23 protein-coding genes are annotated in these 22,587 nt (G+C 72.0%); 4 read left to right on the forward strand and 19 right to left on the reverse strand.

Annotated elements, in window-relative coordinates:
* Positions 1 to 145 precede the first annotated feature (145 nt).
* From OHA91_RS18055 to OHA91_RS18105, 11 genes are all read right to left on the reverse strand, one after another.
* A complete protein-coding gene (locus OHA91_RS18055) occupies positions 146 to 1,024 on the reverse strand; it encodes an alpha/beta hydrolase (protein ID WP_031147500.1) in 879 nt (292 codons plus the stop codon).
* A 171-nt stretch (positions 1,025 to 1,195) separates the two neighbouring features.
* Positions 1,196 to 2,407: a kynureninase gene (kynU, locus tag OHA91_RS18060; RefSeq protein ID WP_031147499.1), complete on the reverse strand. Its 1,212-nt coding sequence runs from the start codon at positions 2,405 to 2,407 to the stop codon at positions 1,196 to 1,198.
* The gene (locus tag OHA91_RS18065; protein WP_136230952.1) at positions 2,400 to 3,245 is read right to left on the reverse strand and encodes a tryptophan 2,3-dioxygenase family protein; all 846 of its coding nucleotides are present in this window, start codon (positions 3,243 to 3,245) and stop codon (positions 2,400 to 2,402) included. The genes kynU and OHA91_RS18065 overlap by 8 nt, the downstream gene beginning before the upstream one ends.
* A 166-nt stretch (positions 3,246 to 3,411) precedes the next feature.
* The gene (locus OHA91_RS18070) at positions 3,412 to 3,825 is read right to left on the reverse strand and encodes a DUF3151 domain-containing protein (protein WP_031147497.1); all 414 of its coding nucleotides are present in this window, start codon (positions 3,823 to 3,825) and stop codon (positions 3,412 to 3,414) included.
* A 250-nt stretch (positions 3,826 to 4,075) separates the two neighbouring features.
* Positions 4,076 to 4,789, reverse strand: a complete 714-nt coding sequence (locus OHA91_RS18075; RefSeq protein WP_051893481.1) for a ScbR family autoregulator-binding transcription factor — start codon at positions 4,787 to 4,789, stop codon at positions 4,076 to 4,078.
* Between the two features lie 204 nt (positions 4,790 to 4,993).
* Positions 4,994 to 6,016, reverse strand: a complete 1,023-nt coding sequence (gene fbaA, locus OHA91_RS18080; RefSeq protein WP_031155155.1) for a class II fructose-bisphosphate aldolase — start codon at positions 6,014 to 6,016, stop codon at positions 4,994 to 4,996.
* A 238-nt stretch (positions 6,017 to 6,254) separates the two neighbouring features.
* The gene (pyrE, locus tag OHA91_RS18085; protein ID WP_031155153.1) at positions 6,255 to 6,818 is read right to left on the reverse strand and encodes an orotate phosphoribosyltransferase; all 564 of its coding nucleotides are present in this window, start codon (positions 6,816 to 6,818) and stop codon (positions 6,255 to 6,257) included.
* A gap of 21 nt (positions 6,819 to 6,839) precedes the next feature.
* Positions 6,840 to 7,622: an aldose epimerase family protein gene (locus OHA91_RS18090; RefSeq protein WP_031155151.1), complete on the reverse strand. Its 783-nt coding sequence runs from the start codon at positions 7,620 to 7,622 to the stop codon at positions 6,840 to 6,842.
* Positions 7,623 to 7,686: 64 nt separating this feature from the next.
* The gene (locus OHA91_RS18095) at positions 7,687 to 8,511 is read right to left on the reverse strand and encodes an SRPBCC family protein (RefSeq protein ID WP_266499071.1); all 825 of its coding nucleotides are present in this window, start codon (positions 8,509 to 8,511) and stop codon (positions 7,687 to 7,689) included.
* Positions 8,512 to 8,543: 32 nt separating this feature from the next.
* Positions 8,544 to 10,187: a polyamine aminopropyltransferase gene (locus OHA91_RS18100; protein WP_266499073.1), complete on the reverse strand. Its 1,644-nt coding sequence runs from the start codon at positions 10,185 to 10,187 to the stop codon at positions 8,544 to 8,546.
* A 157-nt stretch (positions 10,188 to 10,344) separates the two neighbouring features.
* On the reverse strand, positions 10,345 to 10,890 hold the full coding sequence (locus OHA91_RS18105) for a DUF2617 family protein (RefSeq protein ID WP_266499075.1): 546 nt from the start codon (positions 10,888 to 10,890) through the stop codon (positions 10,345 to 10,347).
* Positions 10,891 to 11,561: 671 nt separating this feature from the next.
* On the opposite strand from OHA91_RS18105, the gene OHA91_RS18110 reads away from it, so the two are divergent.
* Positions 11,562 to 12,758, forward strand: coding sequence for a pyridoxal phosphate-dependent aminotransferase (locus tag OHA91_RS18110; protein WP_266499078.1), 1,197 nt, complete (start codon positions 11,562 to 11,564; stop codon positions 12,756 to 12,758).
* Positions 12,759 to 12,832: 74 nt separating this feature from the next.
* Here the strand turns inward: OHA91_RS18110 and OHA91_RS18115 are convergent, their stop codons facing one another.
* Both OHA91_RS18115 and OHA91_RS18120 read right to left on the reverse strand, forming a co-directional pair.
* The gene (locus tag OHA91_RS18115) at positions 12,833 to 13,183 is read right to left on the reverse strand and encodes a hypothetical protein (protein ID WP_266499080.1); all 351 of its coding nucleotides are present in this window, start codon (positions 13,181 to 13,183) and stop codon (positions 12,833 to 12,835) included.
* Positions 13,180 to 13,665, reverse strand: coding sequence for a prevent-host-death family protein (locus tag OHA91_RS18120; RefSeq protein ID WP_266499082.1), 486 nt, complete (start codon positions 13,663 to 13,665; stop codon positions 13,180 to 13,182). Before OHA91_RS18120 ends, OHA91_RS18115 begins: the two co-directional genes overlap by 4 nt.
* 368 nt (positions 13,666 to 14,033) lie before the next feature.
* Here OHA91_RS18120 and OHA91_RS18125 point away from each other — a divergent pair, with 368 nt between their 5' ends.
* Positions 14,034 to 15,122 (forward strand): hypothetical protein, encoded by a 1,089-nt coding sequence (locus tag OHA91_RS18125; RefSeq protein WP_266499085.1) that lies wholly within the window; start codon positions 14,034 to 14,036, stop codon positions 15,120 to 15,122.
* A gap of 10 nt (positions 15,123 to 15,132) precedes the next feature.
* Here OHA91_RS18125 and OHA91_RS18130 read toward each other — a convergent pair whose 3' ends face one another.
* Both OHA91_RS18130 and clpB read right to left on the reverse strand, forming a co-directional pair.
* Positions 15,133 to 15,672: a YbjN domain-containing protein gene (locus OHA91_RS18130; RefSeq protein ID WP_030647953.1), complete on the reverse strand. Its 540-nt coding sequence runs from the start codon at positions 15,670 to 15,672 to the stop codon at positions 15,133 to 15,135.
* Positions 15,673 to 15,830: 158 nt separating this feature from the next.
* A complete protein-coding gene (clpB, locus tag OHA91_RS18135; protein ID WP_266499088.1) occupies positions 15,831 to 18,431 on the reverse strand; it encodes an ATP-dependent chaperone ClpB in 2,601 nt (866 codons plus the stop codon).
* A 116-nt stretch (positions 18,432 to 18,547) separates the two neighbouring features.
* Here clpB and OHA91_RS18140 point away from each other — a divergent pair, with 116 nt between their 5' ends.
* On the forward strand, positions 18,548 to 18,961 hold the full coding sequence (locus OHA91_RS18140; RefSeq protein WP_031155136.1) for a pyridoxamine 5'-phosphate oxidase family protein: 414 nt from the start codon (positions 18,548 to 18,550) through the stop codon (positions 18,959 to 18,961).
* A 134-nt stretch (positions 18,962 to 19,095) separates the two neighbouring features.
* Here the strand turns inward: OHA91_RS18140 and OHA91_RS18145 are convergent, their stop codons facing one another.
* Complete coding sequence (locus OHA91_RS18145) at positions 19,096 to 19,410, reverse strand: Rieske (2Fe-2S) protein (RefSeq protein ID WP_030026718.1); 315 nt, start codon at positions 19,408 to 19,410, stop codon at positions 19,096 to 19,098.
* On the reverse strand, positions 19,407 to 19,682 hold the full coding sequence (locus tag OHA91_RS18150; protein WP_030838845.1) for a hypothetical protein: 276 nt from the start codon (positions 19,680 to 19,682) through the stop codon (positions 19,407 to 19,409). The genes OHA91_RS18145 and OHA91_RS18150 overlap by 4 nt, the downstream gene beginning before the upstream one ends.
* Positions 19,683 to 19,766: 84 nt before the next feature.
* Here OHA91_RS18150 and OHA91_RS18155 point away from each other — a divergent pair, with 84 nt between their 5' ends.
* Positions 19,767 to 20,840 carry a helix-turn-helix domain-containing protein gene (locus tag OHA91_RS18155; RefSeq protein ID WP_051893480.1) on the forward strand — a complete coding sequence of 358 codons (1,074 nt, stop codon included), beginning with the start codon at positions 19,767 to 19,769 and terminating at the stop codon, positions 20,838 to 20,840.
* 84 nt (positions 20,841 to 20,924) lie between these two features.
* Here OHA91_RS18155 and OHA91_RS18160 read toward each other — a convergent pair whose 3' ends face one another.
* Both OHA91_RS18160 and dnaJ read right to left on the reverse strand, forming a co-directional pair.
* Entirely contained in the window at positions 20,925 to 21,395 is a 471-nt protein-coding gene (locus tag OHA91_RS18160) for a heat shock protein transcriptional repressor HspR (RefSeq protein ID WP_031155128.1), read from the reverse strand.
* Positions 21,396 to 21,397: 2 nt separating this feature from the next.
* Complete coding sequence (gene dnaJ / locus OHA91_RS18165; RefSeq protein ID WP_031155126.1) at positions 21,398 to 22,576, reverse strand: molecular chaperone DnaJ; 1,179 nt, start codon at positions 22,574 to 22,576, stop codon at positions 21,398 to 21,400.
* Positions 22,577 to 22,587: the final 11 nt, after the last annotated feature.

Below are 22,587 nucleotides of genomic sequence, written 5' to 3' on the forward strand. Positions count from 1 at the left end.
GTGATTGCGCACCGGCCCCCCCATTTTTTTGTTGGTCCTTCGGCACAAACTGATCAAAGCTTGACCAGAGTAACCAGCGTGGCGGCCATCCCCGCCACGGGCATCCGTGCTGGTCACCGACGGTGCGGCGGAGGGCCGGGGTCCGCTACCAGGCCAGCTGGGAGATCTCCTCCGCGACCACCGCGCAGGCGTCCGCCGCCGGGTCGATCAGCGGGAAGTGCCCGACCCCGTCGAGCAGGGTCAGCCCCACCATCTCCCCCGCCTTCGCCGCCGCCGCCACGTACGCCTCGGCCACCTCCTGGGGGACCACGATGTCGTCCCGGCCCTGGACCACCGCCGTGGCGATGCCCGTCGGCAGCAGCGACGCCGGGTCGGCCGAGGGCAGCCGCTCGTCCCAGTGCTCCGCGCCGCCCAGCAGCTGCGCGCTCGCCCCGCCGCACACGCCCAGCTCCTCCGCCACCGTGAAGTCCGCGATCGGCGCCAGCGCCACCACCCCGCGCAGCATCGGCGGGACGGACAGCCGCCACGGCGAGCCGTACGGGAGCACGTGCCGGGCCGCGGCCCACAGCGCGAGGTGGCCGCCCGCCGAGTGCCCGGTGACGACCACACGGCGGACGTCGGCCTGCGGCAGGGCGGTCGCGACCAGGCCCGGGAGGGCGTCCATCGCGGCGGCGACGTCGTCGAAGGTCTCCGGCCAGCGCCCGGCGACCGGCCCCTCGGCGCTCTGGTGCGGCAGGGAACTTCCGCGCCGGTACTCGACGTTGGCGACGGCGAAACCGCGCCGGGCCAGGAAGTCCGCGAAGGGGGTGATGTGTTGCCTGTCGTAGGGGGCCCGCCACGCCCCGCCGTGCAGGACCACCACCAGCGGGACCGGTCCCGTGGCCTCGCCGCGCGGGGCGTAGAAGTCGACGACGTGGTCGGGGTGTTCCCCGTAAGCGGCCGTCACGTCCGGTGCGACCGCCGGATGGGCGAAGGCCGAGGCGGCCTCGGCGGCGTCCCGTTCCACGGCGGCGGGGTCCGTCATCGGCTCAACCTCTCGGTAACGCGTGGGACAGCGGGGACAGATGTTCCGGTGTTCCGGCAGAGCGGGACCGTATCAGTCTGGAACGGGCGGTTCCGTGCTGGGCCCGGAATATGACGGGGCGGACGGAGCCGTAGCCCCGCCCGCCCTGTGATGTGACGTTTCGCTACCGCGTCACCCGAAAATGTGACCCAGCGTGCGGGCTGCGCGCTCCGCGTCGGCGAAACCGACGTACAGCGGGGTGAAGCCGAAGCGCAGGACGTCGGGTGCGCGGAAGTCGCCGATGACCCCCCGGGCGATGAGCTCGCCCATGACCTCACGGGCGTTCTCGCACCGCAGCGAGACCTGGCTGCCGCGGCGCTCGTGCTCGGCCGGGGTGACAGACTCCACCAGGCCCTGCGGGACGTACGCCGCCACGCATTCGAGGAAGAAGTCGGTCAGGGCGAGCGACTTGGCCCGCACCGCCTCGACGGCCACGCCGTCCCAGGCGTCGAGCGCCGCCTCCAGCGCCAGCATGGACAGGATGTCCGGGGTGCCGACGCGGCCGCGGGTCGCACCCCGCGCCGCCTCGTAGGCCGGGGTCATCGCGAAGGGGTCCGCGTGGCCGTTCCAGCCGGGGAGGGGGGAGTCGAAGGCGTCCTGGTGGCGGGCGGCGATGTACAGGTACGCGGGGGCGCCGGGGCCTCCGTTGAGGTACTTGTACGTGCAGCCGACCGCCAGGTCGACGTCGTGCTCGTCGAGGCCCACGGGCAGGGCGCCCGCGGAGTGGCACAGGTCCCAGACCACGACCGCCCCGGCGGCGCGGGCCGCCGCCGTGAGGGCCGGCAGGTCGTGGAGCCGGCCGCTTCGGTAGTCGACGTGGTTGAGGAGGACCACGGCGGTGTCCGCGTCGATCGCCTCCGCCGCCCGCGAGGGGTCGACCGGGACGACGGTCAGGCCCGCCAGCCGGGCCGCCGACTGCGCGATGTAGCCGTCGGTGGGGAACGTCGCGGAGTCGACCAGCAGCTTCGTCCGGCCGGGAGCCGCGAGGCGGGCACCGCCGACCAGCGCCTTGAAGAGGTTGACGCTGGTGGAGTCGCCGACGACCACCTGGCCGGGGGCGGCGCCGATGAGCGGGGCGATCTTGTCGCCGATCCGCTCGGGCGCGGTCCACCAGCCGCTCTCGTCCCACGAGCGGATGAGCAGCTCGCCCCACTGCCGGGCCACGACGTCGGCGGTGGTCGCGGCCACGCCGGTCGGGAGTGCGCCGAGCGAGTTGCCGTCCAGGTAGACGACGCCGTCGGGCAGGGTGAAGCGCTCGCGCAGCTTCGCCAGCTCGTCGGCGGCGTCCAGGGCGGCCGCGCGGGTACGGAGGTCCGCCGCTATGTCCTCGGAGGTGTCAGACATAGCTGCGCGCCGTCCAGAGCTCCGGGAAGACGTTCTTCGTGGCGCGCTTCTCCAGCCAGGTCACACCGGCCGAGCCGCCCGTGCCGGTCTTCGCGCCCATCGCACGGCGGGTGGCCACCAGGTGGTCGTTGCGCCAGCGCCAGACGAGCTCGGCGACGTCGGTGAGGACCTCGCCGAGCCGGTGGAGGTCCGGGTTCTCGTCCGGGGCGGCGTACAGGCCGGTCCAGACGGCCTCGACCTCGGGCGAGGCCTCGTAGCGCACCGAGAGGTCGCGGTGCAGGACGGACTCCGGGACCGGCAGGCCGCGGCGGGCCAGGAGGCGCAGCACCTCGTCGTAGAGGCTGGGCTCCTGGAGGGCCTTCTCCAGCTCCGCGTGGACGCGCGGCGCGCCCCGGTGCGGGACGAGCATGGAGGAGGACTTCTCGCCGAGCAGGAACTCCATCCGGCGGTACATCGCCGACTGGAAACCGGAACCTTCGCCGAGGGCACCGCGGTAGGCGTTGAACTGCGCCGGGGTGAGCTGGGCGAGCGGGCGCCAGGAGGCGTTGAGGGCCTCCAGTTCACGGAGGGAACGTTTCAGCGCATCCATCGCGACCGGGATGCGGTCCTCGCGCAGAGCCTTCGCGGCGGTTTCCCACTCGTGGACGATGACCGTGAACCACAGCTCCATGACCTGGGTCGTGACCAGGAAGACCATCTCGCCGGGGTCGTCCGAGCGGAGGTGCTGGAGGTGGGTGAGGACGTCCGCCTGGACGTAGTCCTCGTACGGGGTCGTGCCGTCGAAGTCGAGGTTCGGGGTTTCCCCGCCGACTCCGGAGGCATCAAGGGTGTTCGACATCGCTGTCTCCTCGACACGTGCTTCCGGGTAGCGGTCCGCTCCTTCCGTGAGGTGAGTGGAGCCCCGGTCCCCTGCCCGCATCATAGGGCGCCGGCGCGCCGGCGCTCCAGCGGGGAGTGATGCAGACCACATGAGATGTCCGCGTGTCACCCCCCGCTGTACGGCCTCAGGCGCTCAGCGTGTCCGCCGCCGTCGGGGACGAGTCGCGCAGGAAGGTCGTGCAGCGCTCGTACTCCTCCTTCTCGCCGATCGCCTCGGCCGCGCGGGCCAGGGCGTGCAGGGCGCGCAGGAAACCGCGGTTCGGCTCGTGCTCCCACGGGACGGGGCCGTGGCCCTTCCAGCCGGCGCGGCGCAGCGCGTCGAGACCGCGGTGGTAGCCCGTACGGGCGTAGGCGTACGACTCCACCGTGCTGCCGGCGGCGAACGCCTCGTCGGCGAGGACCGCCCAGGCGAGGGAGGACGTGGGGTGCGCGGCGGCCACCTCGACGGCCGGGGTGCCGGCGGCGATGGCCGCACGGCCGGGCTCGTCGGGGAGGTGGGTGGGGGCGGGGCCCCCGAGCAGGTTCTGGTGAATGGACATGCCCCCAGTCTGCCGGGTGCGGTGGTCCGCAAAACCGGCGGCACAACCCGCGGCCCCGGACCGCCCACCCCGCCGAGCCCCGGGGCGCTGCGGGGTGGGCCGCCAGGCCCGGGAGGCGAGGGCCGCGGCGGGGGGCGGGGGCCGGGGCCGGGGCCCGCCGGGGCCGGGGGGCGAGGGGGGGCCGAGGGGGGCGAGGGGGCCGGGGGGCGAGGGGGCGAGGGGGCGAGGGGGCGGGGGCGAGGGGGCGGGGTCAGGTTGTGGGGGCGAGGGCTGCGGCGGGTGGACGCGGCGGCACGGGGCGATCGCACCGGCAGGCCTCGGCCTGGTCGTGCAGCGCCCTGGCGCCGCGGCCGGGCGCGGTGTCGAGCCGCTCCGCCACGGCCGGGAGCACCAGGCCCGGCATCACGTTGGCGTAGAGCGCCGAGACCTCCCGGTCCAGTTCGAGGCCGAGCGTCTGCGACATGACGTTGAGCCCGGCGAAGGCCCCGACCACCAGCCGCGCGGCAGCCGACGGGTCCACGTGCGGGAGCAGTTCGCCGCGCTCCTTCGCCTCCGCCATCAGTGCGGTGTGCAGCTCGATCCACCCCAGGTACGGCGCCGCCCGGTCCAGCTCCCGCCCGTTGTGCTCCAGGGTGAGCCGCGCGCTGCCGCGCATCAGCACGTCGTACTGGAGACGGTGCGAGAAGACCATGCCGACGTCGACGAACTCCTGCGCCTTGAACTCCTGCGGGGCGAACGGCGCGTGCATGTTCACCTGGGCCTCGATCACGGCCTGCGCCAGGTGCTCCTTCGACTCGAAGTGGAAGTAGAGCGCGCCCTTGGTGACCTTGGCGAGGCTGACGATGTCCGTCAGCTTGGCCGCGTCGTACCCGCGGTCCTCGAACACCATCGCGGCGGCCTCCAGGATCGCCCGGCGGGTGCGCACCGCACGGTCCTGCTTCACCTGCGGTCGTCCAGCCCTCATGTGCCCCTGTCCCCCTCCACGCCCCCGACGCAGGATTGCAGTTCACACCATCGCGGAGCCACCGTCCACCGGCGTCCCCGCCCCCGCACCGCCCCCGCCGGCCCCCGTCCGGCCCCCGTCCGGGAACGCCGGAGGGCCCGGCCTCCGTCCTGGGACGGGGGCCGGACCCTCCTGTGCGACTGCTGCCGCGGCTGCGGCGGGCGACTACTTGATCTTGGTGCCGGCGGAGCGCAGGTTCGCGCACGCCTCGACCACACGCGCGGCCATGCCCGCCTCGGCGGCCTTGCCCCAGGTGCGGGGGTCGTACTTCGACTTGGTGCCGACCTCGCCGTCGACCTTCAGGACACCGGCGTAGTTGCTGAACATGTGGTCCACGACCGGGCGGGTGAAGGCGTACTGGGTGTCGGTGTCCAGGTTCATCTTCACGACGCCGTTCTCCAGCGCGGTGGCGATCTCCTCGGCCGTGGAGCCCGAACCGCCGTGGAAGACGAAGTCGAACGGCGAGGCCTTGCCGAACTTCTCGGCGACACCGGCCTGGAGGTCCTTGAGGAGCTCGGGGCGCAGGACGACGTTGCCCGGCTTGTAGACGCCGTGGACGTTGCCGAAGGAGGCGGCCAGCAGGTAGCGGCCCTTCTCGCCCAGGCCCAGGGCCTCGGCGGTACGGATCGCGTCCTCGACGGTGGTGTAGAGCTCGTCGTTGATCTCGTGGCTGACGCCGTCCTCCTCGCCGCCGGTCGGGGTGATCTCGACCTCGAGGATGATCTTCGCCGCGACGGCCTTGGCGAGCAGCTCCTGGCCGATGGCAAGGTTGTCGGCCAGGGTCTCGGCGGAGCCGTCCCACATGTGCGACTGGAAGAGCGGGTTCAGACCGCGGGCGACGCGCTCGGCGGAGATGTCCAGGAGCGGACGCACGTAGCCGTCCAGCTTGTCCTTGGGGCAGTGGTCGGTGTGCAGCGCGACGGTGATGTCGTACTTGGCGGCGACGATGTGCGCGAACTCCGCCAGGGCGACCGCGCCGGTGACCATGTCCTTCTTGTGCTGGCCACCCAGGAACTCCGCACCACCGGTGGAGATCTGGATGATGCCGTCGCTCTCGGCCTCCGCGAAGCCCCGCAGCGCAGCGTGCAGGGTCTGGGACGAGGTCACGTTGATGGCCGGGTAGGCGAACTTGCCTGCCTTCGCCCGGTCGAGCATCTCGTTGTAGACCTCGGGGGTTGCGATGGGCATCTGTCCGCTCCTTGGATGTGCGGGGAGTGTGCTTATTGCGGGCCCTGACCTGGGGGCGACGTCATCGTCGCGCCTATCTTTCCAGACTCCGCGCAAGGGTCCAGCCCGCCGGTCTCACGTGATGGGCGAACGGCCCGGGATGTTTCACGTGAAACATCCCGGGCCGCGGGGAAAGGCCAGGTCAGGCCCGCCTCAAGGGCGGCCGGGGACCTTTGTCACGAGTTGCCGCAGTGGCCGGTCAGGACAGGCCGAGGTCCTCGAGGCGGTAGCCGGTGAGGTACGGCAGGCCCGCCTCGGCGATCGCGTCGGCGGCGCCGCGGTCGACGATCGTGGCGACGGCTACGACCTCGCCGCCGGCCTCGCGGACGGCCTCGACGGCGGTCAGCGGGGATCCGCCGGTGGTCGAGGTGTCCTCGACCACCAGGCAGCGCTTGCCCTTCACGTCGGTGCCCTCGATGCGGCGCTGCATGCCGTGCGCCTTCTGCGCCTTGCGGACGACGAACGCGTCCAGGCGCTGACCGCGCGCGGCGGAGGCGTGCAGCATCGAGGTGGCGACCGGGTCGGCGCCGAGGGTGAGGCCGCCGACGCAGTCGAAGTCGAGCTCGGCGGTGAGGTCGAGCATGACCTGGCCGACCAGCGGGGCCGCCTCGCCGTCGAGGGTGATCCGACGGAGGTCGATGTAGTAGTCGGCCTCCCGGCCGGAGGAGAGGATCACCTTGCCGTGCACGACGGCCTTGTCCTTGATCTGCTGCAGAAGCGCATCCCGTGTGCCTGGCGGCATTACTTCGTTGACGTCACTCATGCCGACGAGCTTAGTTGCGGGCTAGGCGAGCCGACGCCACGTCCAGGTCGTGGAAACCTCCAGCGGGTCCACGGGGGTGACCAGGCGCGGAGCGGTGTTGATCCCGTTCGGCGGGCCGGACTGCGGCTCGACGCAGACGGCCTCGGCCTGCTCGTCGTAGACGACCACCCATTCGGACCTGCTGGTGATGCGCAGCTCCAGTGCGCCGGGCCAGGTGAGGGTGACGTCGACCCCGTCGGGCATGCCGAAGCAGTCGTCCCAGGGGCCGGGCTTCCGGTCGATGCGGTTGCCGGTGGGGAGGTGGTCGGCGCCGCGCTCCTCCTGCCAGGCGGGGTCGAAGGAGAGCTCCACGTCCCGGCCGCCCAGGTTGCGCAGGAACCAGGGGTGCCAGCCGGCCTGGGCCGGGAAGGAGTCCCCGTACGTCTCGACGCCCATGGTGAGGGTCAGCGAGTCCTCGGCGAGCGTGACGACCTGGGTGACCCGGCCGGGGGTCGGCCACGGGTCGACGAGGTCGTAGGTGAAGGCGGCCTCGGTGGCGGTGGCGCCGGCCGGCCGCCACGACGCGTCACGGCCGAAGCCGTGGAGGGCGTGCGGCGGGTGGTCGAGGGGCATCTGGTGCAGGGTCGCACCGTTGTGGAACCGGCCGTCCTTCATACGGCCGCACCACGGCACCATCGGGAAGGACCCGTACCGGGGCCCCTGGCGCAGCAGCTCGGTCCCGTCGATGCGCAGACTGCTGATCCGGCAGCCGTTCTCCTGGTCGACAGTCACCTCGGTGCCGCCGGCGCTCAGTTGCGTACTCATGCGGTCGACCCTAGGGGGTGGCCCGCCGAGAATCCCCGCGGGTCGACGTGGCCGAGGCCGCAGGTCAGCGGCGGCGGCGCAGGGCCCGGCCGATGACGACGGCCGAGGCGAGCGCGAGCGCCGCGGCCGGGGCGATCCAGCGCAGGCTGTCGCCGGTCGCGGTGGCGGCCGGCGCGGGCACCGGGGCGTACCGGCCGCGCGGGGGCGCGTGGTCCACCTCCTCGGCGCTGCGGCCGATCATGGTGCGGCGGGCGTGGGCGGCCTCGGCCGGGGGCCGCGGAGCTCCGGCCGCGTCGAGGTCCTCGAACCCGCCGGCCAGGAAGGGATCCAGGGCGGGGTCCAGGGACGGGGGCGGCACCTCGGTCTCGAAGACCGTGGCACTGACCTCGGTGACCTCGTCCTCCGGCCCCGCCGGGCCGTCGAGTTCCTCGGCCTCGGCCTCCGCGACCGGGTCGCTGATCGCGGACCCCGCGGCCAGCTGGCCGGCTGCCCGGTCGAGCAGCCTGCGCAGGGCCGTGGCCGCGGCCTCGGGGGCGAAGGAGGCGGCGCGCCCGTCGGCGGTCGCGTGCGCGGTGAAGTCGATCCGGGTCCCGCCCGGGACCGGGGTCAGGCGCAGGCCGAGGGAGAACTTCACGCTGCCGCTGCCCCGCACCTCCGTGCCCTCACCCTCAAAGGTGAAGCGGTCGGGGTCCTGCTCGATGACGGCCGCGGAGCCCCGGTAGGTCACGGTGCTCCCGCCGGCCCGCACCTTGAGCCGTCCGGAGAGCGGGCCCACGCCCGTGTCGGCGTCCTGCTGGAGTCCCGGCACGCACCGGGCCACGCTGGCGGGGTCGCGCAGCACGGCGCGGAGGTCGTCTGCCGGTACCGGGACGAACACCTGATGCTCCATGCGGTCGAGCCTACGGCCTGGACCGCACCGGGTCACGAATAGCGCGGATGCGGCAGCGTCGAGGGCGGAAGTCCGCTCACCCGGGTGCGTTCGGCGTCGCGCGACGCGTCCTGGAGGGAGCCGGTCGACAGCGAGCGCAGGGCGGGCGTCTCGTGGTCCACGCGCAGCCGGGGCTCCTGGTCGCGGGCGGCCAGGACGAACCCCCAGTCCTGCGGCGGCGCGCCGGTTCCCCCGAGCGGGGTGCGGTCGGGGCCTGCGGCGAAGCCCGTGAGGCGGCCGCCCGCGCTGTAGGGGGCGGTGCGCAGGCCGGCCGCGCGGAGCGTGGAGTCGACCGTCCAGTACGTACGGGGGCGCGTGGCCAGCGGCCCGGCGTGCACCGCCATCCGGCCGCCGGGCGCCAGGGCCCGCACGGCCAGTCCGTAGAACTCCTGCGAGTACAGCTTCGTGCTGGGGGTGATGCCGGGGTCGGGGAGGTCGGAGACGATCACGTCGAAGCGGTCGTTCGCGGCGGGCCCGCGCAGCCAGCGGAAGGCGTCCTGGGTGACGACGGCCAGGCGCGGGTCGGCGTACACCCCGGCGTTGAGCGCGGAGAGCATGGGGTCGGTGCGGGCGAGGCGGACCACGCCGGGGTCGACCTCGACGACGGTGACGGAGGCGACGTCCCGGTAGCGGAGCACCTCGCGGGCGGCGAGCCCGTCGCCGCCGCCGAGGACGAGGACACGGGCGTGCGGGCCGGTCATCGCGGGGTGGACCAGGGCCTCGTGGTAGCGGTACTCGTCGTAGCCGCTGACCCGCAGCCGCCCGTCGAGGTACAGGTCGAGGGAGCGCGGTGAGCCGGTCGCGGGGCCGGTGAGCACCAGCTCCTGCACCCCGGTCTGGACGGCGACCCGCACCTCGGAACCGTAGACGGCGCGCCGGGCGAGCCGCTCGAAGTCGTCGGCGAGGACGGTCGCGGAGGCGAGCACGACGAGGACGGTCAGGTTGGCGGCGATGAGCAGCCAGCGGCTGCGCCGGCTCAGGTCGTGGCGGAAGAGCCACAGGACCAGTCCGCCGCCGACGACGGCGTTGACGGTGCCGGTGAGCATGGCGCCGGTGAGCTGGCCGAGCATCGGCAGCAGCAGGAACGGGAAGGCGAGGCCGCCGACGAGGGCGCCCACGTAGTCGGCGGCGAACAGGTCGGCGACGGCTCCGCCCGCGTCCTGCCTGCGGATGCGCTGGATGAGGACCATCAGCAGCGGGATCTCCGCGCCGATGAGCATGCCGATGGCGAAGGAGAACGCGACGAGCGCCGGGCGGGACTCCCCCAGCCAGGCGAAACTCGCGTACAGCGCTATGGCGGAGAGCCCGCCGAGGAGGGCGAGCCCGGCCTCGATGGCGGCGAAGCCGAGGGCGGGCCGGTGCCGCAGGCGTTTGGCGAGCAGGGAGCCGACGCCCATGGCGAAGACCATGACGGACAGCACGACCGACGCCTGGGTGACGGAGTCGCCGATGAGGTAGGTGCCCAGGGCGAGGAGCTCCAGCTCGTACACGAGCCCGCAGGCTGCGCAGACGAACACGGTGGCCAGGACCAGGAGTCGGCCCGTCCGGGGCCGTACGGGCAGGGCGGCCGCAACGGTCGCGGCGCCTCCCGGCTCCGGAGCCGGGAGGACCCGGCGCGGGACGGAACGGTCGATCATGAAGCGAACCGTACGTCACCGCCCACTCGCATCCGGTCACCCACATGGGTGCAAGTGGCGCACTGATCCGGCCAGTTGGCGTAACCACACCGCACATCCCGCACCGCGGAGCGCCGGTCGGCCACGCACCGCCCGAGCACCCCCTCCCCCGCACGGCCTAGAGCAGGGCGGCCGATTCCAGGGCGGGCGCCACGGCGCCCATCCGCACCCCGACCCGCGTGCGGGTGGCCACCAACTGCCCTTCCTGCGGGTACGCGTGCCAGGTGCGCCACCGCACCTGGCCCTCGTACCGCTGGGCGAGCATCGCGGTGAAGGCGTGCGGGCTCCCCGGGAACGTCCCCGCCAGTCCGTTCGGGTGGTCGGCCACCAGCGCGAGCAGCTCCTGAGCCCGCCCCGCGAAGGATCCCCGGGACAGGGTCTCGACCCGCGCGGCGAACTCGTACTCCCAGTCGCCCACCCGCTTCGCCACGCCGAGCGGCAGCGGCGTACTGCTCCCGGGCATGCAGGCGACCGTCTCCGAGCAGAGCACGTCCCGCTCCTCCAGCAGAACCTGATGGGAGGCCCCGAGCAGGCGCAACTCGACCTTCGCACCCGAAAGTTCGAGGTTCAGTACGGCCAGGGCGGGCAGCCGGTCCCGACCCAGGGCCCAGGCGAGGTCGGCGGCACGCGTGTCGGTGTAGGAGGTCTGGAGGGTCGTGAGCATGAGTCGGCTCCGCAAACGCGCGAGGGAGATGGGCCGGGGCCCGCCAGCGGTAGCAAGCACGGGTGGGGGGACACCGGCACGGGTCCACAGGAAGTCCAGGGAGGTCCGAGGACTGGTCTACTCAACCGAGGGAATCATGAAAGGCACGGCACTCACAGCGTTTTTACCCAACTTGACGGGGTTTACATCCCCCCGGGGGCCCGGCAGTTCACGTGTTCAAGAGGTTGCGTCCCGCGCGTCGGGATGCATGGACAACGCGCGGGGCGCCCGAGGGGAAACGGCCCCTCGGACGCCCACGTCAGAACGGCGTCGGCCGCCCCGTGTCAGCTGCCGCCGCCACACCCCCCGCCCCCGCAGGAGGACGAAGAACCGCACGAGGACGACGATCCGCAGCCCGCCGAGCCGGAGTCACCGGCCCACCAGCTGCGCCTGCCCCGGCGGGGCCGGCGCGGACGGGAGCCGTGCCCCGCCAGCTTCCGGACGATCCGGCTCATGAAGAACACGAGCAACGCACAGACCCCGAGCACTACGAAGACGAACTCCATGTCCGCCCCTCTCTCACGCCCCGGTCCTCCCGGGGAGCGGGATCCCCGCGTCCCGCGTGAAGGAGGAATCCCCACGGCCCGCACGGCCCAAAGCACACTTGAGCAAGTCCAGAGGTTGCACGCAGGATGGCGCCCATGAGCGCACCCGTGGGCAGCGACCGCCCCTTCCTGAACCGCCGGCTGGCGGCCTTCGGCACGACGATCTTCGCGGAGATGTCGGCACTGGCCGCACGCACCGGGTCGATCAACCTCGGCCAGGGATTCCCCGACACCGACGGCCCGGCGGAGATCGCCGAGGCGGCCTCCCGCGCGGTCCTCACGGGCCTGGGCAACCAGTACCCGCCCGGGCCCGGCGTCCCGGAGCTGCGCACCGCGATCGCCGCGCACCAGCAGCGCTTCTACGGCCTCGGCTACGACCCCGACAGCGAGGTCCTGGTCACCGCGGGCGCCACCGAGGCCATCGCCGCCTCCCTCCTCGCGCTCCTGGAGCCCGGCGACGAGGTCATCGCCCTCGAACCGTTCTACGACTCCTACGCGGCCTGCATCGCGATGACCGGCGCCACCCGCGTCCCCGTCACCCTGCGCCCGCACGGCGACGCCTTCGCCCTCGACCTGGAGGAGCTGCGCGCCGCCGTCACCCCGCGCACCCGGCTGCTCCTGCTGAACACCCCGCACAACCCGACGGGCACCGTCCTCACCCCCGACGAGCTCGCGGCGATCGCCGCGCTGGCGGTCGAGCGCGACCTGCTGGTCGTCACCGACGAGGTGTACGAGCACCTGGTCTTCGAGGGCTCCCACACCCCCCTGGCGGGCTTCCCCGGCATGCGCGAGCGCACGGTCACCATCAGCAGCGCGGGCAAGACGTATTCGTTCACGGGTTGGAAGGTCGGCTGGATCACCGCACCGCCGGAGCTCGTCTCGGCGGTCCGCTCGGCGAAGCAGTTCCTCACCTACGTCTCCTCGGGCCCCTTCCAGTACGCCATCGCCGAGGCCCTGCACCTGCCGGACGCCTACTACGACGCCTTCCGCGCCGACCTCGCCGCCAAGCGCGACATCCTCGCCGGCGGCCTCGCGGCGGCCGGCTTCCAGGTCTTCCGCCCGCGCGGCACCTACTTCATCACCACCGACATCACCCCCCTCGGCGAGAAGGACGGCCTCGCCTTCTGCCGCGCCCTTCCCGAGCGCTGCGGGGTCGTCGCCATTCCGAACCAGGTCTTCTACGACGACAAGTCCGCCGGCGCCACGCAGGTCCGCTGGGCCTTCTGCAAGCGAACGGCTGTATTGCAGGAGGCGGTGGACCGCCTCGGTCGGCTGGCTCGCTGAGAGCGGCCAGGTGAACGTGTGGGCACAGGGCCCGGCATTTCAGCCGGACCCCGTCCCGCAACGGGAACGACGAGCTACTCGGTGTCCTTGGGGTGCTGAGTGGACGCGTAGACCGTAATGACCGTCGCCGTTTCCGGGCTGACCAGGTAGCGATCCCGGCCACCGCTCGTGACCTCGAACTCCCACTGCTCCAGCGCGGATCCCTTCCATTCCTTCGTGGCGAGTTTTCCGCGGAGCTGATGTTGGCGATTCCAGTTGTCACGCGACAGCGGGTCGGTGCGCAGCGCCTCCAGGCATCGGTGGGCACTGGGCAGCGCCGCGCGGCACAGTTCCTCCCAACCCGTCACCGCCTCCGTGGTCCCGAAGACCACATTCCACCCGTTCAGGGGTGGGACGCTGACACGATCGCCCTTCTTCGGGCTCACCCGCTCACCTCGACCGAACCCAGGTCATCCCCGTCGAGCGGACGCAGCGCTTCCTTGAGCTGATCCGGATCGGAGTTGATGCGAGCCGTCGCCCGCCAGGAAACGAGCGCGCGGTGCACGGCTTCCCTGGCACCCAGTTCTGCCGCGTCGGAAAGCGCTTCCAGAAGCTCCACGGTGAACGCGCGCATCTCTTCGTCGTCCAGATGCCGCACCCACGGGAAGACTTCCGGCAGCGCCAGCAGTAGCGAGCGGGCTCCGTCATCGTGCTTCATGAGCGCGAGGAAGAGCCGAGACGCGGTCGTGAGGTTCTCCTCGGTCCGCTCCGCATGCACCGCAGTCGTCAGCACCATGTCGGGTGCGTCCCGATGGGTGACGCGCAGCGCGCCGAGGGCGGCAGCCCGGGCAGCTACGGCCTTCGGGTTTCTCGACAGATCCGTGAACGAAACCGACTCGGGCTCGGCTCCCAGGTAAGCAAGGCTCATACTCAGACTGTACTCAGATTATGTTCTGAGTGCTAGGGGTGTATGAGCGCCCCGTGCTCATGTCTTGGCCTTCTGCAAGAAGACCGAGGTCCTCGAAGAGGCCGCGGACCGACTGCGGCGGCTCTGAGCCGGACGGCCCGCCGCCGCGCCGCCACCGCGCCTCAGCAAGCCCGCACCCCGCGGGGTGCCCGATTTCACCGGAGCTTCCCACGCCATTCCCGCCCGGAGTGAGTCGGGGGCGCTTAGTGTGCCCGAGGCTCCTCCTCGTCCGGATGGGCGTCCTCACGCAGCGCAGGAAGTCGGGGTAGATGACGGCGACGGGCAGTACGTCTGTTTTCGTGCGGCCGCGGGACGTCAGGGCCGTCGGGGTGCCCACGGCCGCACTCGCGCTCGGCGTGTTCGCCGCGATCCGCGTGGCCGGGGCCGCCGTGCTGGCCCTCGCCGCCTGGTGGGCCGGGCGCAGCCCCGTACGGGTGCTGGGGCACTCCTGGGACTCCGTCTGGTACCTCGCCATCGCCCGGCACGGCTACGGCCGCACCCAGATCTGGCCCGTCACCGGGCTGGTGCAGAGCGACTACGCCTTCTTCCCGCTGTACCCGGCGCTGGTGCGGCTGGCCGGCGGCGGCGAGTGGGGCGGGCTGCTCGTCTCCTGGACCGCGGCCGCGGTGGCCGCCGTCGGCGTCTACCGGGTCGGCGAGCTGGTGGCCGGGCGGCGCGTCGCGCTGCTGCTGGTCGCGCTGTGGGCGGCGGTCCCGCACGCGGTGGTGCTCACCCTCGCCTACACCGAGCCGCTGCTGGTCGCCCTCGCCTCCTGGTCGCTGTACGCGCTGCTGCGCGAGCGCTGGCTGCTCGCCGCGTCGCTGGCGCTGGTCGCGGGGCTGACCCGGCCCACCGGGATCGCCGTCGCCGCGGCCGTGTCCGTCACGGCCCTGCACGCGCTGCTCGTACGAAGATCCCGGGCGCCCGCGGTCTGGGCGGCCGGGCTGCTGGCGCCGGCGGGCTGGCTGGCGTACGTGGTGGCCGTCGGGGTGGCCAGGGACGACGTGGCCGGGTACTTCGCCGTGCAGCGGCAGTGGGGCTCCCGCTTCGACGGGGGCCGGGCCACCCTGTCCAAGGTCTGGGAGGTGCTCGGGGGCGGACCCGTGGCGCTCGCCACCGCCGTGTCGGCACTCCTGCTGGGCACGGCCCTGCTGCTGGCGGTGCTGCTGTGCGCCGACCGGCCCCCGCTGCCGCTGTTCGTCTACACCGCGGTCCTGCTGGTGATCGCCGTGGGCGGGGCGGGCTACTTCGAGTCGAAGCCGCGCTTCCTGCTGCCGGCGTTCCCGCTGCTGCTGCCGCTGGCCGCCGTGATGGCACGAGCCCGGCCGCGCTCCGCGGTCGTGGTGACCGCGGGGCTGGCCGGGCTCGGTTACGCCTACGGGGTCTACCTCCTGGTGTTCGCCAAGATGCCCCTGTGAGAGCGGGGGGTCAGTTGTCCCCGCCGTCCTCGTCCTCGCCGTCGGCGGAGTCGATGTCCTTCTCCAGTCCGAGCTGCTCCGTGAGCCACTTGTCGAACTCGATGGAGGCGCGGACCCAGCTGACCGTGGAGGACACGAAGTGCTCCAGGTTGACGCCGGTGCCGATCAGCATCTGCGCCTCGCCGATCAGGCGGACGGAGCCGTCGTCGTGCGTGTGGCTGTAGACCTTCGGCCACAGGGTGCGACGGTTCCAGTCGTCGATCGACTCGAGGAGCTGCGGCTTCTCGTCGATCTTGTGCGGACGGTCGTAGAAGGTCCGCACCGAGAAGACCTGCTGCTCCGCTTCGCCGCGGAACATGAAGTAGGTACGGAACTCCTCCCACGGCGCCGCGAGGTCACCCTCGTCGTCGACGACGTACTTGAGCTCCATCTGCTCCAGCAGCTGCTTGACCAGATCCTGGTCGGGGACGACGGGGCCCGCCGGTCCTGTGGCCTGCGGATCGGGCTGCTGCCCTCCGAAGTTCGGAATCGAGGCCGGGTCGATGCTCACCGTGTACTTCCCTTCGTGCGGATACTTGCATCCTCCCCCATCCCGCCCACCCTGTGTCCAGCCCGACGGTCACGGATCCGCTGCGGGCGGACAGGAGTGCACCCCGCGCACGTTCCTGTACGCGGGGTGCCCGGTGGTGCGCCCGGCCGGGGGCCCGGTCAGAGCGCCTTGCCCACCAGCAGGTCCTCGCCCGCCACGTCGACCCGTACGGTGTCGCCGTCGCGCACCTCGCCGGAGAGGATCTCCTTCGCCAGGCGGTCGCCGATCGCCGTCTGGATCAGGCGGCGCAGCGGCCGTGCGCCGTACGCGGGGTCGTTGCCCTTGTCCGCCACCCAGGCCAGGGCCTCGGGGGTGACGTCCAGGGTGAGGCGCCGCTCGGCCAGGCGCTTCGCGAGCCGGCGGATCTGGAGCTCGGCGATGTGCGCCAGCTCGTCCCGGCTCAGCGCGGAGAAGACCACCAGGTCGTCCAGGCGGTTGAGGAACTCCGGCTTGAAGCTCGCCCGGACCACGTCCAGGACCTGCTGCTTCTTCTGCTCGGCCGGGGTGGCCGGGTCCATCAGGAACTGGCTGCCCAGGTTCGAGGTCAGGATCAGGATGGTGTTGCGGAAGTCGACGGTGCGGCCCTGTCCGTCCGTGAGCCGGCCGTCGTCGAGGACCTGGAGCAGGATGTCGAAGACCTCGGGGTGGGCCTTCTCCACCTCGTCGAGGAGCACCACGCTGTACGGGCGGCGGCGGACGGCCTCGGTGAGCTGGCCGCCCTCCTCGTAGCCGACGTAGCCGGGCGGGGCGCCGACGAGCCGGGCCACGCTGTGCTTCTCGCCGTACTCCGACATGTCGATGCGGATCATGGCCCGCTCGTCGTCGAAGAGGAAGTCGGCGAGCGCCTTGGCCAGCTCCGTCTTGCCCACGCCGGTCGGGCCCAGGAAGAGGAAGGAGCCGGTCGGCCGGTCCGGGTCGGCGATGCCGGCGCGGGTGCGGCGCACGGCGTCGGAGACGGCCCGTACGGCCTCGGTCTGGCCGATCAGGCGGCGGCCCAGCTCGTCCTCCATGCGGAGCAGCTTCTGGGTCTCGCCCTCCAGCAGGCGGCCCGCGGGGATGCCGGTCCAGGCGCCCACCACGTCGGCGATGTCGTCGGGGCCGACCTCGTCCTTGACCATCGTGTTCTTCGACGTGCCGGCCTTGGAGGCCTCGGCCTCCTCCTCGGTGGCCTCGGCCAGCTCGCGCTCCAGGGCCGGGATCTCCCCGTAGAGCAGCTTGGAGGCGGCGTCGAAGTCGCCGTCGCGCTGGGCCCGCTCGGCCTGGCCGCGCAGGTCGTCCAGGCGCTCCTTGAGCTCGCCGACCCGGTTGAGGGACTGCTTCTCCTTCTCCCAGCGGGCGGTCAGGCCGCGCAGCTCCTCCTCACGGTCGGCGAGGTCCTTGCGGATCTTGTCGAGGCGCTCGCGCGAGGCCGGGTCGGACTCGTTGTTCAGCGCCAGCTCCTCCATCCGCAGGCGGTCCACCGAGCGCTGGAGCTCGTCGATCTCGACGGGCGAGGAGTCGATCTCCATGCGCAGCCGGGACGCGGCCTCGTCGACGAGGTCGATGGCCTTGTCCGGCAGGAAGCGGGAGGTGATGTACCGGTCGGAGAGGGTCGCGGCGGCGACCAGCGCGCTGTCGTTGATGACGACCTTGTGGTGGGCCTCGTAGCGGCCCTTGAGCCCGCGCAGGATCGCGATGGTGTCCTCGACGGACGGCTCGGCGACCAGCACCTGCTGGAAGCGCCGCTCCAGCGCCGGGTCCTTCTCGATGCGCTCGCGGTACTCGTCGAGGGTGGTCGCGCCGACCATGCGGAGCTCGCCGCGGGCCAGCATGGGCTTGAGCATGTTGCCGGCGTCCATCGCGGAGTCGCCGCCGGCGCCCGCGCCGACGACCGTGTGCAGCTCGTCGATGAAGGTGATGATCTGGCCCTCGCTGGACTTGATCTCCGCGAGGACGGTCTTGAGCCGCTCCTCGAACTCGCCGCGGTACTTGGCGCCGGCGACCATGGCGCCGAGGTCGAGGGAGACGAGCCGCTTGTTCTTCAGGGACTCGGGCACGTCGCCCTTGACGATGCGCTGGGCCAGGCCCTCGACGACGGCCGTCTTGCCGACGCCGGGCTCGCCGATGAGCACCGGGTTGTTCTTCGTACGGCGCGAGAGCACCTGCACGACGCGCCGGATCTCGTGGTCGCGGCCGATGACGGGGTCGAGCTTGCCGTCGCGCGCGGCCGCCGTGAAGTCGGTGCCGAACTTCTCCAGGGCCTTGTACTGGCCCTCGGGGTCGGGGGTGGTCACCCGCCGTGCTCCTCGTGCGTTCTGGAAGGCGTCCAGCAGCTTCTTCGCCGTCGCGCCCTGGGCGGAAAGGACCTCACCGGCCGCGCCGCCCTTGGCGGCGACGGCGATGAGCAGGTGTTCGGTGGAGAGGTACTCGTCGCCGAGCTTGCCCGCCTCGCTGTCGGCCTCGGCGAGTACGGCGAGCAGGTCGCGGGTGGGCTGCGGGGGCGCGACCGTGGAGCCGGTGACGCTGGGCAGCGCGGCGAGGAGGCGTTCGGCGCCGCTGCGCACGGCGGCCTGGTCGGCCTCCGTGGCGATCAGCAGGTCGATCACGTTCTCGTTGTCCTCGCCGGCGAGCAGGGCCAGCAGCAGGTGCGCGGGGGTCAGGTCCGCGTGGCCTTCCTTGACGGCCCTGCTGGTGGCCGCGTTCAGCGCGTCCCGGCTCTTGTTGGTCAGCTCGGCGTCCACTGCGTCTTTCTCCTCTCCGAGGGATGCAACTAGGTCTGACAGGGTCAGCGTATGCAAAGTTGAGTCTATTCCACTCAAGGCAGTTGAGGGGACGGCTTGCCCGTACCCTTCGGGCCATGTCCCATGACGTACTCAACCCGACGCCCGAGTACCTCGCCTTCTGGCGGGAGCGGCACGTCTGCACGCTGACCACCCCGCGCCCCGACGGGACCCCGCACGTGGTGCCGGTGGGCGTGACGTACGACCCCGCAGCCGGCCTGGCCCGGGTGATCAGCAACAAGCACAGCAAGAAGGTCCGCAACGTCCTGGCGGCGCAGGCCGCGCAGGAGGGCGGGGCGCGGGTGGCGGTCTGCCAGATGGAAGGGCGCCGCTGGGCCACGCTCGAGGGCCGCGCGGTGGTCCGCACGGACGAGGCGTCGGTCGCCGACGCGGTGGCGCGCTACGCGGAGCGGTACGGGCGGACGCCGTCGCCCAATCCCGACCGAGTGGTCGTGGAGATCACCCTGGACCGGGCCATGGGTCGCGCATGAGCCGTTGATTCTTCATCTTGTCCGGTTCACGCACTGGACGCAGGCATCACAACGGCGCCATCGTGGTCAGGTCCACGATGGCGCCGTTGTGTGGGGGTAGCGCCTGAGCGATCTGCAACGACGGGGGAATCGCTTCAGGCACTGCGGGGGGTGGCGGTGGTGATGTCGGGTTCGAAGAGCTGGTGGTCCCGCTGGTCGAGATTGACGAAGACCATTCCGTAGCGCACCTCGCAGCGGACGGGCTGCGGCGCGCCGCGCGGGCGGCGCAGGCACCGGTAGGCACGTACGTCCTCGTCCTCCTCGCGCACGATGACGATCGGTTGGCCGAACAGGGTGACCATCAACGAGTCGCCGGGGTGGGGGATGGCCGTGGCGAGGTCGATGAACTGCCAGCCCGATCGGTAGGCGGACGCCATCTCGCGGCGGAAGCCGCGGTCGTCGGGGGTCATGCGGACACTCCAGCGGGAGCCTCGGTCCAGCCGGTGTCGTCCTTACCGCCCAGCTCGGCGCTGGTCCATCCGGTGTCGGCGTACTTGCCCACGGGTGCCGTGGTCCAGCCGGTGTCGAACTCCGTGCTCGTCAGGCTCGTGCCCTGACCGTCCCTAGCGCTCCCCGCGTCACTTTCGACGGCGCTGACTGCCCCAAATACCGCAACGGCGGAGAAACCTATGGCAAGCACCGAGCGAAGCATTCTCTTGTACATGGTCGGCTTCGTCCTCACTTGATGGAATCCTCTCCCCCGCGTGTCAGACGATGGCTCATTCAGGCACGTCAATGCCACAGGGACGATGCATCATGTTCTTGCATGTTCAGGACCCTGGGGGGTGGAGATTTGACGCGAAACGAGACAATGGCGACACATCCCCACCCCGTCACGTCCATGTGCGCCGAGGGGACCCGGCTCTACGCGGCTGCCCTGAGCACCGGCCGGATCGCCCGGGGAGAGATCCAGAACGCCCCCTGCCTGCTGGAACTCGCCCTTCTGCAGCCCGACCCGGATGACGCGAACCAACTCCGGCCGGTTCCCCCGTCCGTGGCTTTGGCGCAACGGCTCCATCCGATTGAACGCGAGATCCAGGACCGCCGACGCAGCGCTGTAGATCTCACCGACACTTTCGAGCCTTTCCTGGCCATCAGCGCACAGAGTCCGGCCGACACCCATGCCATCACGGTGCTGGAGGGTTTCGAAAGGATCAACGCCGCACTGAACCTCGCGACGGCCGAATGCCACACCGAGGTGCTGACGGTCCAGCCGGGCGGAGCGCGCCCCTCCGAGGCTCTCACACAAGCCCTGGAGCGCGACCAGCCGTTGATCGACCGCGGGGTCAGCATACGGACCCTCTACCAGCACACCGCGCGGCACAGCCAGGGCACCCTCGCCTACGTGGACCGCATCTCCATGGGCAAGGTCGAGATCCGCACGCTCGAAGAGCTGATAGAGCGCCTCATCATCTTCGACCGCACGGTGGCCTTCATCCCCGTGAGCGACGACCGGCGGGTCGCGCTGGAGCTGCGCCACCCCGGCCTCGTCGACTACCTCATCAAGGTGTTCGAGCAGCTGTGGCACCGCGCCGTGCCCCTCACGGAGGAGGTGACGTACCGCAGCACCCCCGGCGGCATCACCGGCGTGCAGCGCACCATCGCCCAGCTCCTCATCGAGGGGCACGTGGACGAGGCCATCGCCCGGCGCCTGGGCATGAACGTGCGGACCTGCCGCGCCCACATCGCCAAGCTCGCCACCACCCTCGGCAGCGGCAGCCGGGCCCAGCTCGGCTACCTCATCGCCCAGTCCGGCATCCTGGGCCGCCCCTCCGCCCCGCAGGAGTGCGAGGACGCCGATCCGGACCGGGACCCGCACCGGGACCCCGAAGACCTCTAGAAGGCCTCTGGAAAGCCTTCAGGCCCCGCCCCGGGAGGGGCGGGGCCTGAAAGGTGTGCTCCGGGAGCCCGGGCGACCTGCCGGTCAGTCCAGCGGCCGCTTGGGGCTGGGGCGCCAGACCACCAGGGCGCTGCCCGGCTGCGGCGGCTGGTACGGGACCAGGTCGCGCCGGTACGAGGCGTGCACCTGGGCCTCGCGGGCCCGCAGCGTTGCCGCCGCGCCGTCCACCGCGGCCGAGAGCTCGGCGACGCGCTGCTGGAGCGCGGCCACCTGGTTCTCCAGTTCGATGATCCGCTTGATGCCCGCCAGGTTGATGCCCTCGTCCTGGGACAGCGCCTGCACCGTGCGGAGCAGTTCGATGTCCCGGGCCGAGTAGCGCCGGCCGCGGCCGGCCGTACGGTCCGGGGAGACCAGGCCGAGACGGTCGTACTGGCGGAGGGTCTGCGGGTGCAGACCCGAGAGCTGGGCGGCCACCGAGATCACGTAGACCGGGGTCTCGTCGGTGAGTTGGTAGCCCCCGCCCAAGCGGGAGGACTGTCGTCGGCGGCCGTCCATGCTCATGCTCCCTTCGCGGACTCGAACAGCGCGGAGCGCGGGTCCTCGGACTCCGTCGCCTCGCGGTACATCTCCAGCGCCTCGCGGGCCTTGTCCGACAGCTCGGTCGGAACCGCCACTTCCACGGTGACCAGAAGGTCCCCGCGGGTGCCGTCCTTGCGGACCGCCCCCTTGCCGCGGGCCCGCATCGTACGCCCGTTCGGGGTGCCCGGGGGCAGTTTCAGCGTCACCGACGGGCCGTTCAGGGTCGGGACCTTGATGTCGGCGCCCAGCGCCGCCTCCGCGAACGTCACCGGGACGGTCACCGTGAGGTTGTCGTCCTTGCGGCCGAACACCGGGTGGGTACCGACGTGCACGACCACGTAGAGGTCGCCGGCCGGACCGCCGCGCTCGCCGGGAGCGCCCTTGCCGCGCAGCCGGATCCGCTGGCCGTCGGAGACGCCCGCCGGGATCCGGACCTGCATGGTGCGCGAGCTGCGGGCACGGCCGCTGCCCTTGCAGACGTCGCAGGGGGTCTCCGCGATCAGGCCGCGGCCCTTGCAGTCCGCGCAGGGGTCGGTCAGCGAGAAGCCCCCGCCGCTGCCCCGCGAGACCTGGCCGGTGCCGACGCAGGTCGGGCACACCCGGGGCGTGCCGTTCTTGTCGCCGGTGCCCGAACAGGCCTTGCAGGGCGCCTGCGAGGACATCCGGAGCGGGACCGTGGCCCCGTCCACCGCCTCCGTGAAGGAGAGGGTGACCTCCGACTCGACGTCCTGGCCGCGGCGCGGCTGGGTGCGGGTGCCCGCACCCGGGCCGGCGCCGCGGTTGAAGAGGCCGCCGAAGACATCGCCCAGGCCGCCGCCGAAGCCGCCGGCCTGACCGCCCTGCTGGGTGCCGCCGAAGAGGTCGCCCAGGTCGAAGTTGAACGAACCGCCGCCGCCCGGCCCGGGGCGGAAGCCGCCGTTGCCGAACAGGGCGCGCGCCTCGTCGTACTCCTTGCGCTTCTTGGCGTCCCCGAGGATGTCGTTCGCCTCGGAGATCTCCTTGAAGCGCTCCTCGGCGGCGGCGTCGCCCTTGTTGGCGTCCGGGTGGAACTCGCGCGCGAGCTTCCGGTACGCCTTCTTGATCTCGGCCTCGGTGGCGTCCTTCGGGACACCGAGGACCTTGTAGTAGTCCTTCTCGACGAAGTCCTTCGTGCTCATCCTCGGTGTCC

This window comes from Streptomyces erythrochromogenes, from assembly GCF_036170895.1.
Classification (GTDB): Bacteria; Actinomycetota; Actinomycetes; order Streptomycetales; family Streptomycetaceae; genus Streptomyces; species Streptomyces erythrochromogenes.

Coding starts and splice junctions, on each gene's coding strand:
- OHA91_RS18105 (WP_266499075.1), bottom strand. CDS start 10,890: ATGCTCACGACCCTCCAGACCTCCTACACCGACACGCGTGCCGCCGAC.
- OHA91_RS18110 (WP_266499078.1), top strand. CDS start 11,562: ATGGCGCCCATGAGCGCACCCGTGGGCAGCGACCGCCCCTTCCTGAAC.
- OHA91_RS18160 (WP_031155128.1), bottom strand. CDS start 21,395: ATGGACGGCCGCCGACGACAGTCCTCCCGCTTGGGCGGGGGCTACCAA.
- OHA91_RS18090 (WP_031155151.1), bottom strand. CDS start 7,622: ATGAGTACGCAACTGAGCGCCGGCGGCACCGAGGTGACTGTCGACCAG.
- OHA91_RS18055 (WP_031147500.1), bottom strand. CDS start 1,024: ATGACGGACCCCGCCGCCGTGGAACGGGACGCCGCCGAGGCCGCCTCG.
- OHA91_RS18065 (WP_136230952.1), bottom strand. CDS start 3,245: ATGTCGAACACCCTTGATGCCTCCGGAGTCGGCGGGGAAACCCCGAAC.
- fbaA (WP_031155155.1), bottom strand. CDS start 6,016: ATGCCCATCGCAACCCCCGAGGTCTACAACGAGATGCTCGACCGGGCG.
- OHA91_RS18070 (WP_031147497.1), bottom strand. CDS start 3,825: ATGTCCATTCACCAGAACCTGCTCGGGGGCCCCGCCCCCACCCACCTC.
- OHA91_RS18075 (WP_051893481.1), bottom strand. CDS start 4,789: ATGAGGGCTGGACGACCGCAGGTGAAGCAGGACCGTGCGGTGCGCACC.
- OHA91_RS18145 (WP_030026718.1), bottom strand. CDS start 19,410: ATGACCCCCGACGACCGCGGCTTCCGCCGCGAGATGGCGTCCGCCTAC.
- OHA91_RS18120 (WP_266499082.1), bottom strand. CDS start 13,665: ATGAGCCTTGCTTACCTGGGAGCCGAGCCCGAGTCGGTTTCGTTCACG.
- OHA91_RS18155 (WP_051893480.1), top strand. CDS start 19,767: ATGTTCAGGACCCTGGGGGGTGGAGATTTGACGCGAAACGAGACAATG.
- dnaJ (WP_031155126.1), bottom strand. CDS start 22,576: ATGAGCACGAAGGACTTCGTCGAGAAGGACTACTACAAGGTCCTCGGT.
- OHA91_RS18095 (WP_266499071.1), bottom strand. CDS start 8,511: ATGGAGCATCAGGTGTTCGTCCCGGTACCGGCAGACGACCTCCGCGCC.
- OHA91_RS18140 (WP_031155136.1), top strand. CDS start 18,548: ATGTCCCATGACGTACTCAACCCGACGCCCGAGTACCTCGCCTTCTGG.
- OHA91_RS18100 (WP_266499073.1), bottom strand. CDS start 10,187: ATGATCGACCGTTCCGTCCCGCGCCGGGTCCTCCCGGCTCCGGAGCCG.
- pyrE (WP_031155153.1), bottom strand. CDS start 6,818: ATGAGTGACGTCAACGAAGTAATGCCGCCAGGCACACGGGATGCGCTT.
- kynU (WP_031147499.1), bottom strand. CDS start 2,407: ATGTCTGACACCTCCGAGGACATAGCGGCGGACCTCCGTACCCGCGCG.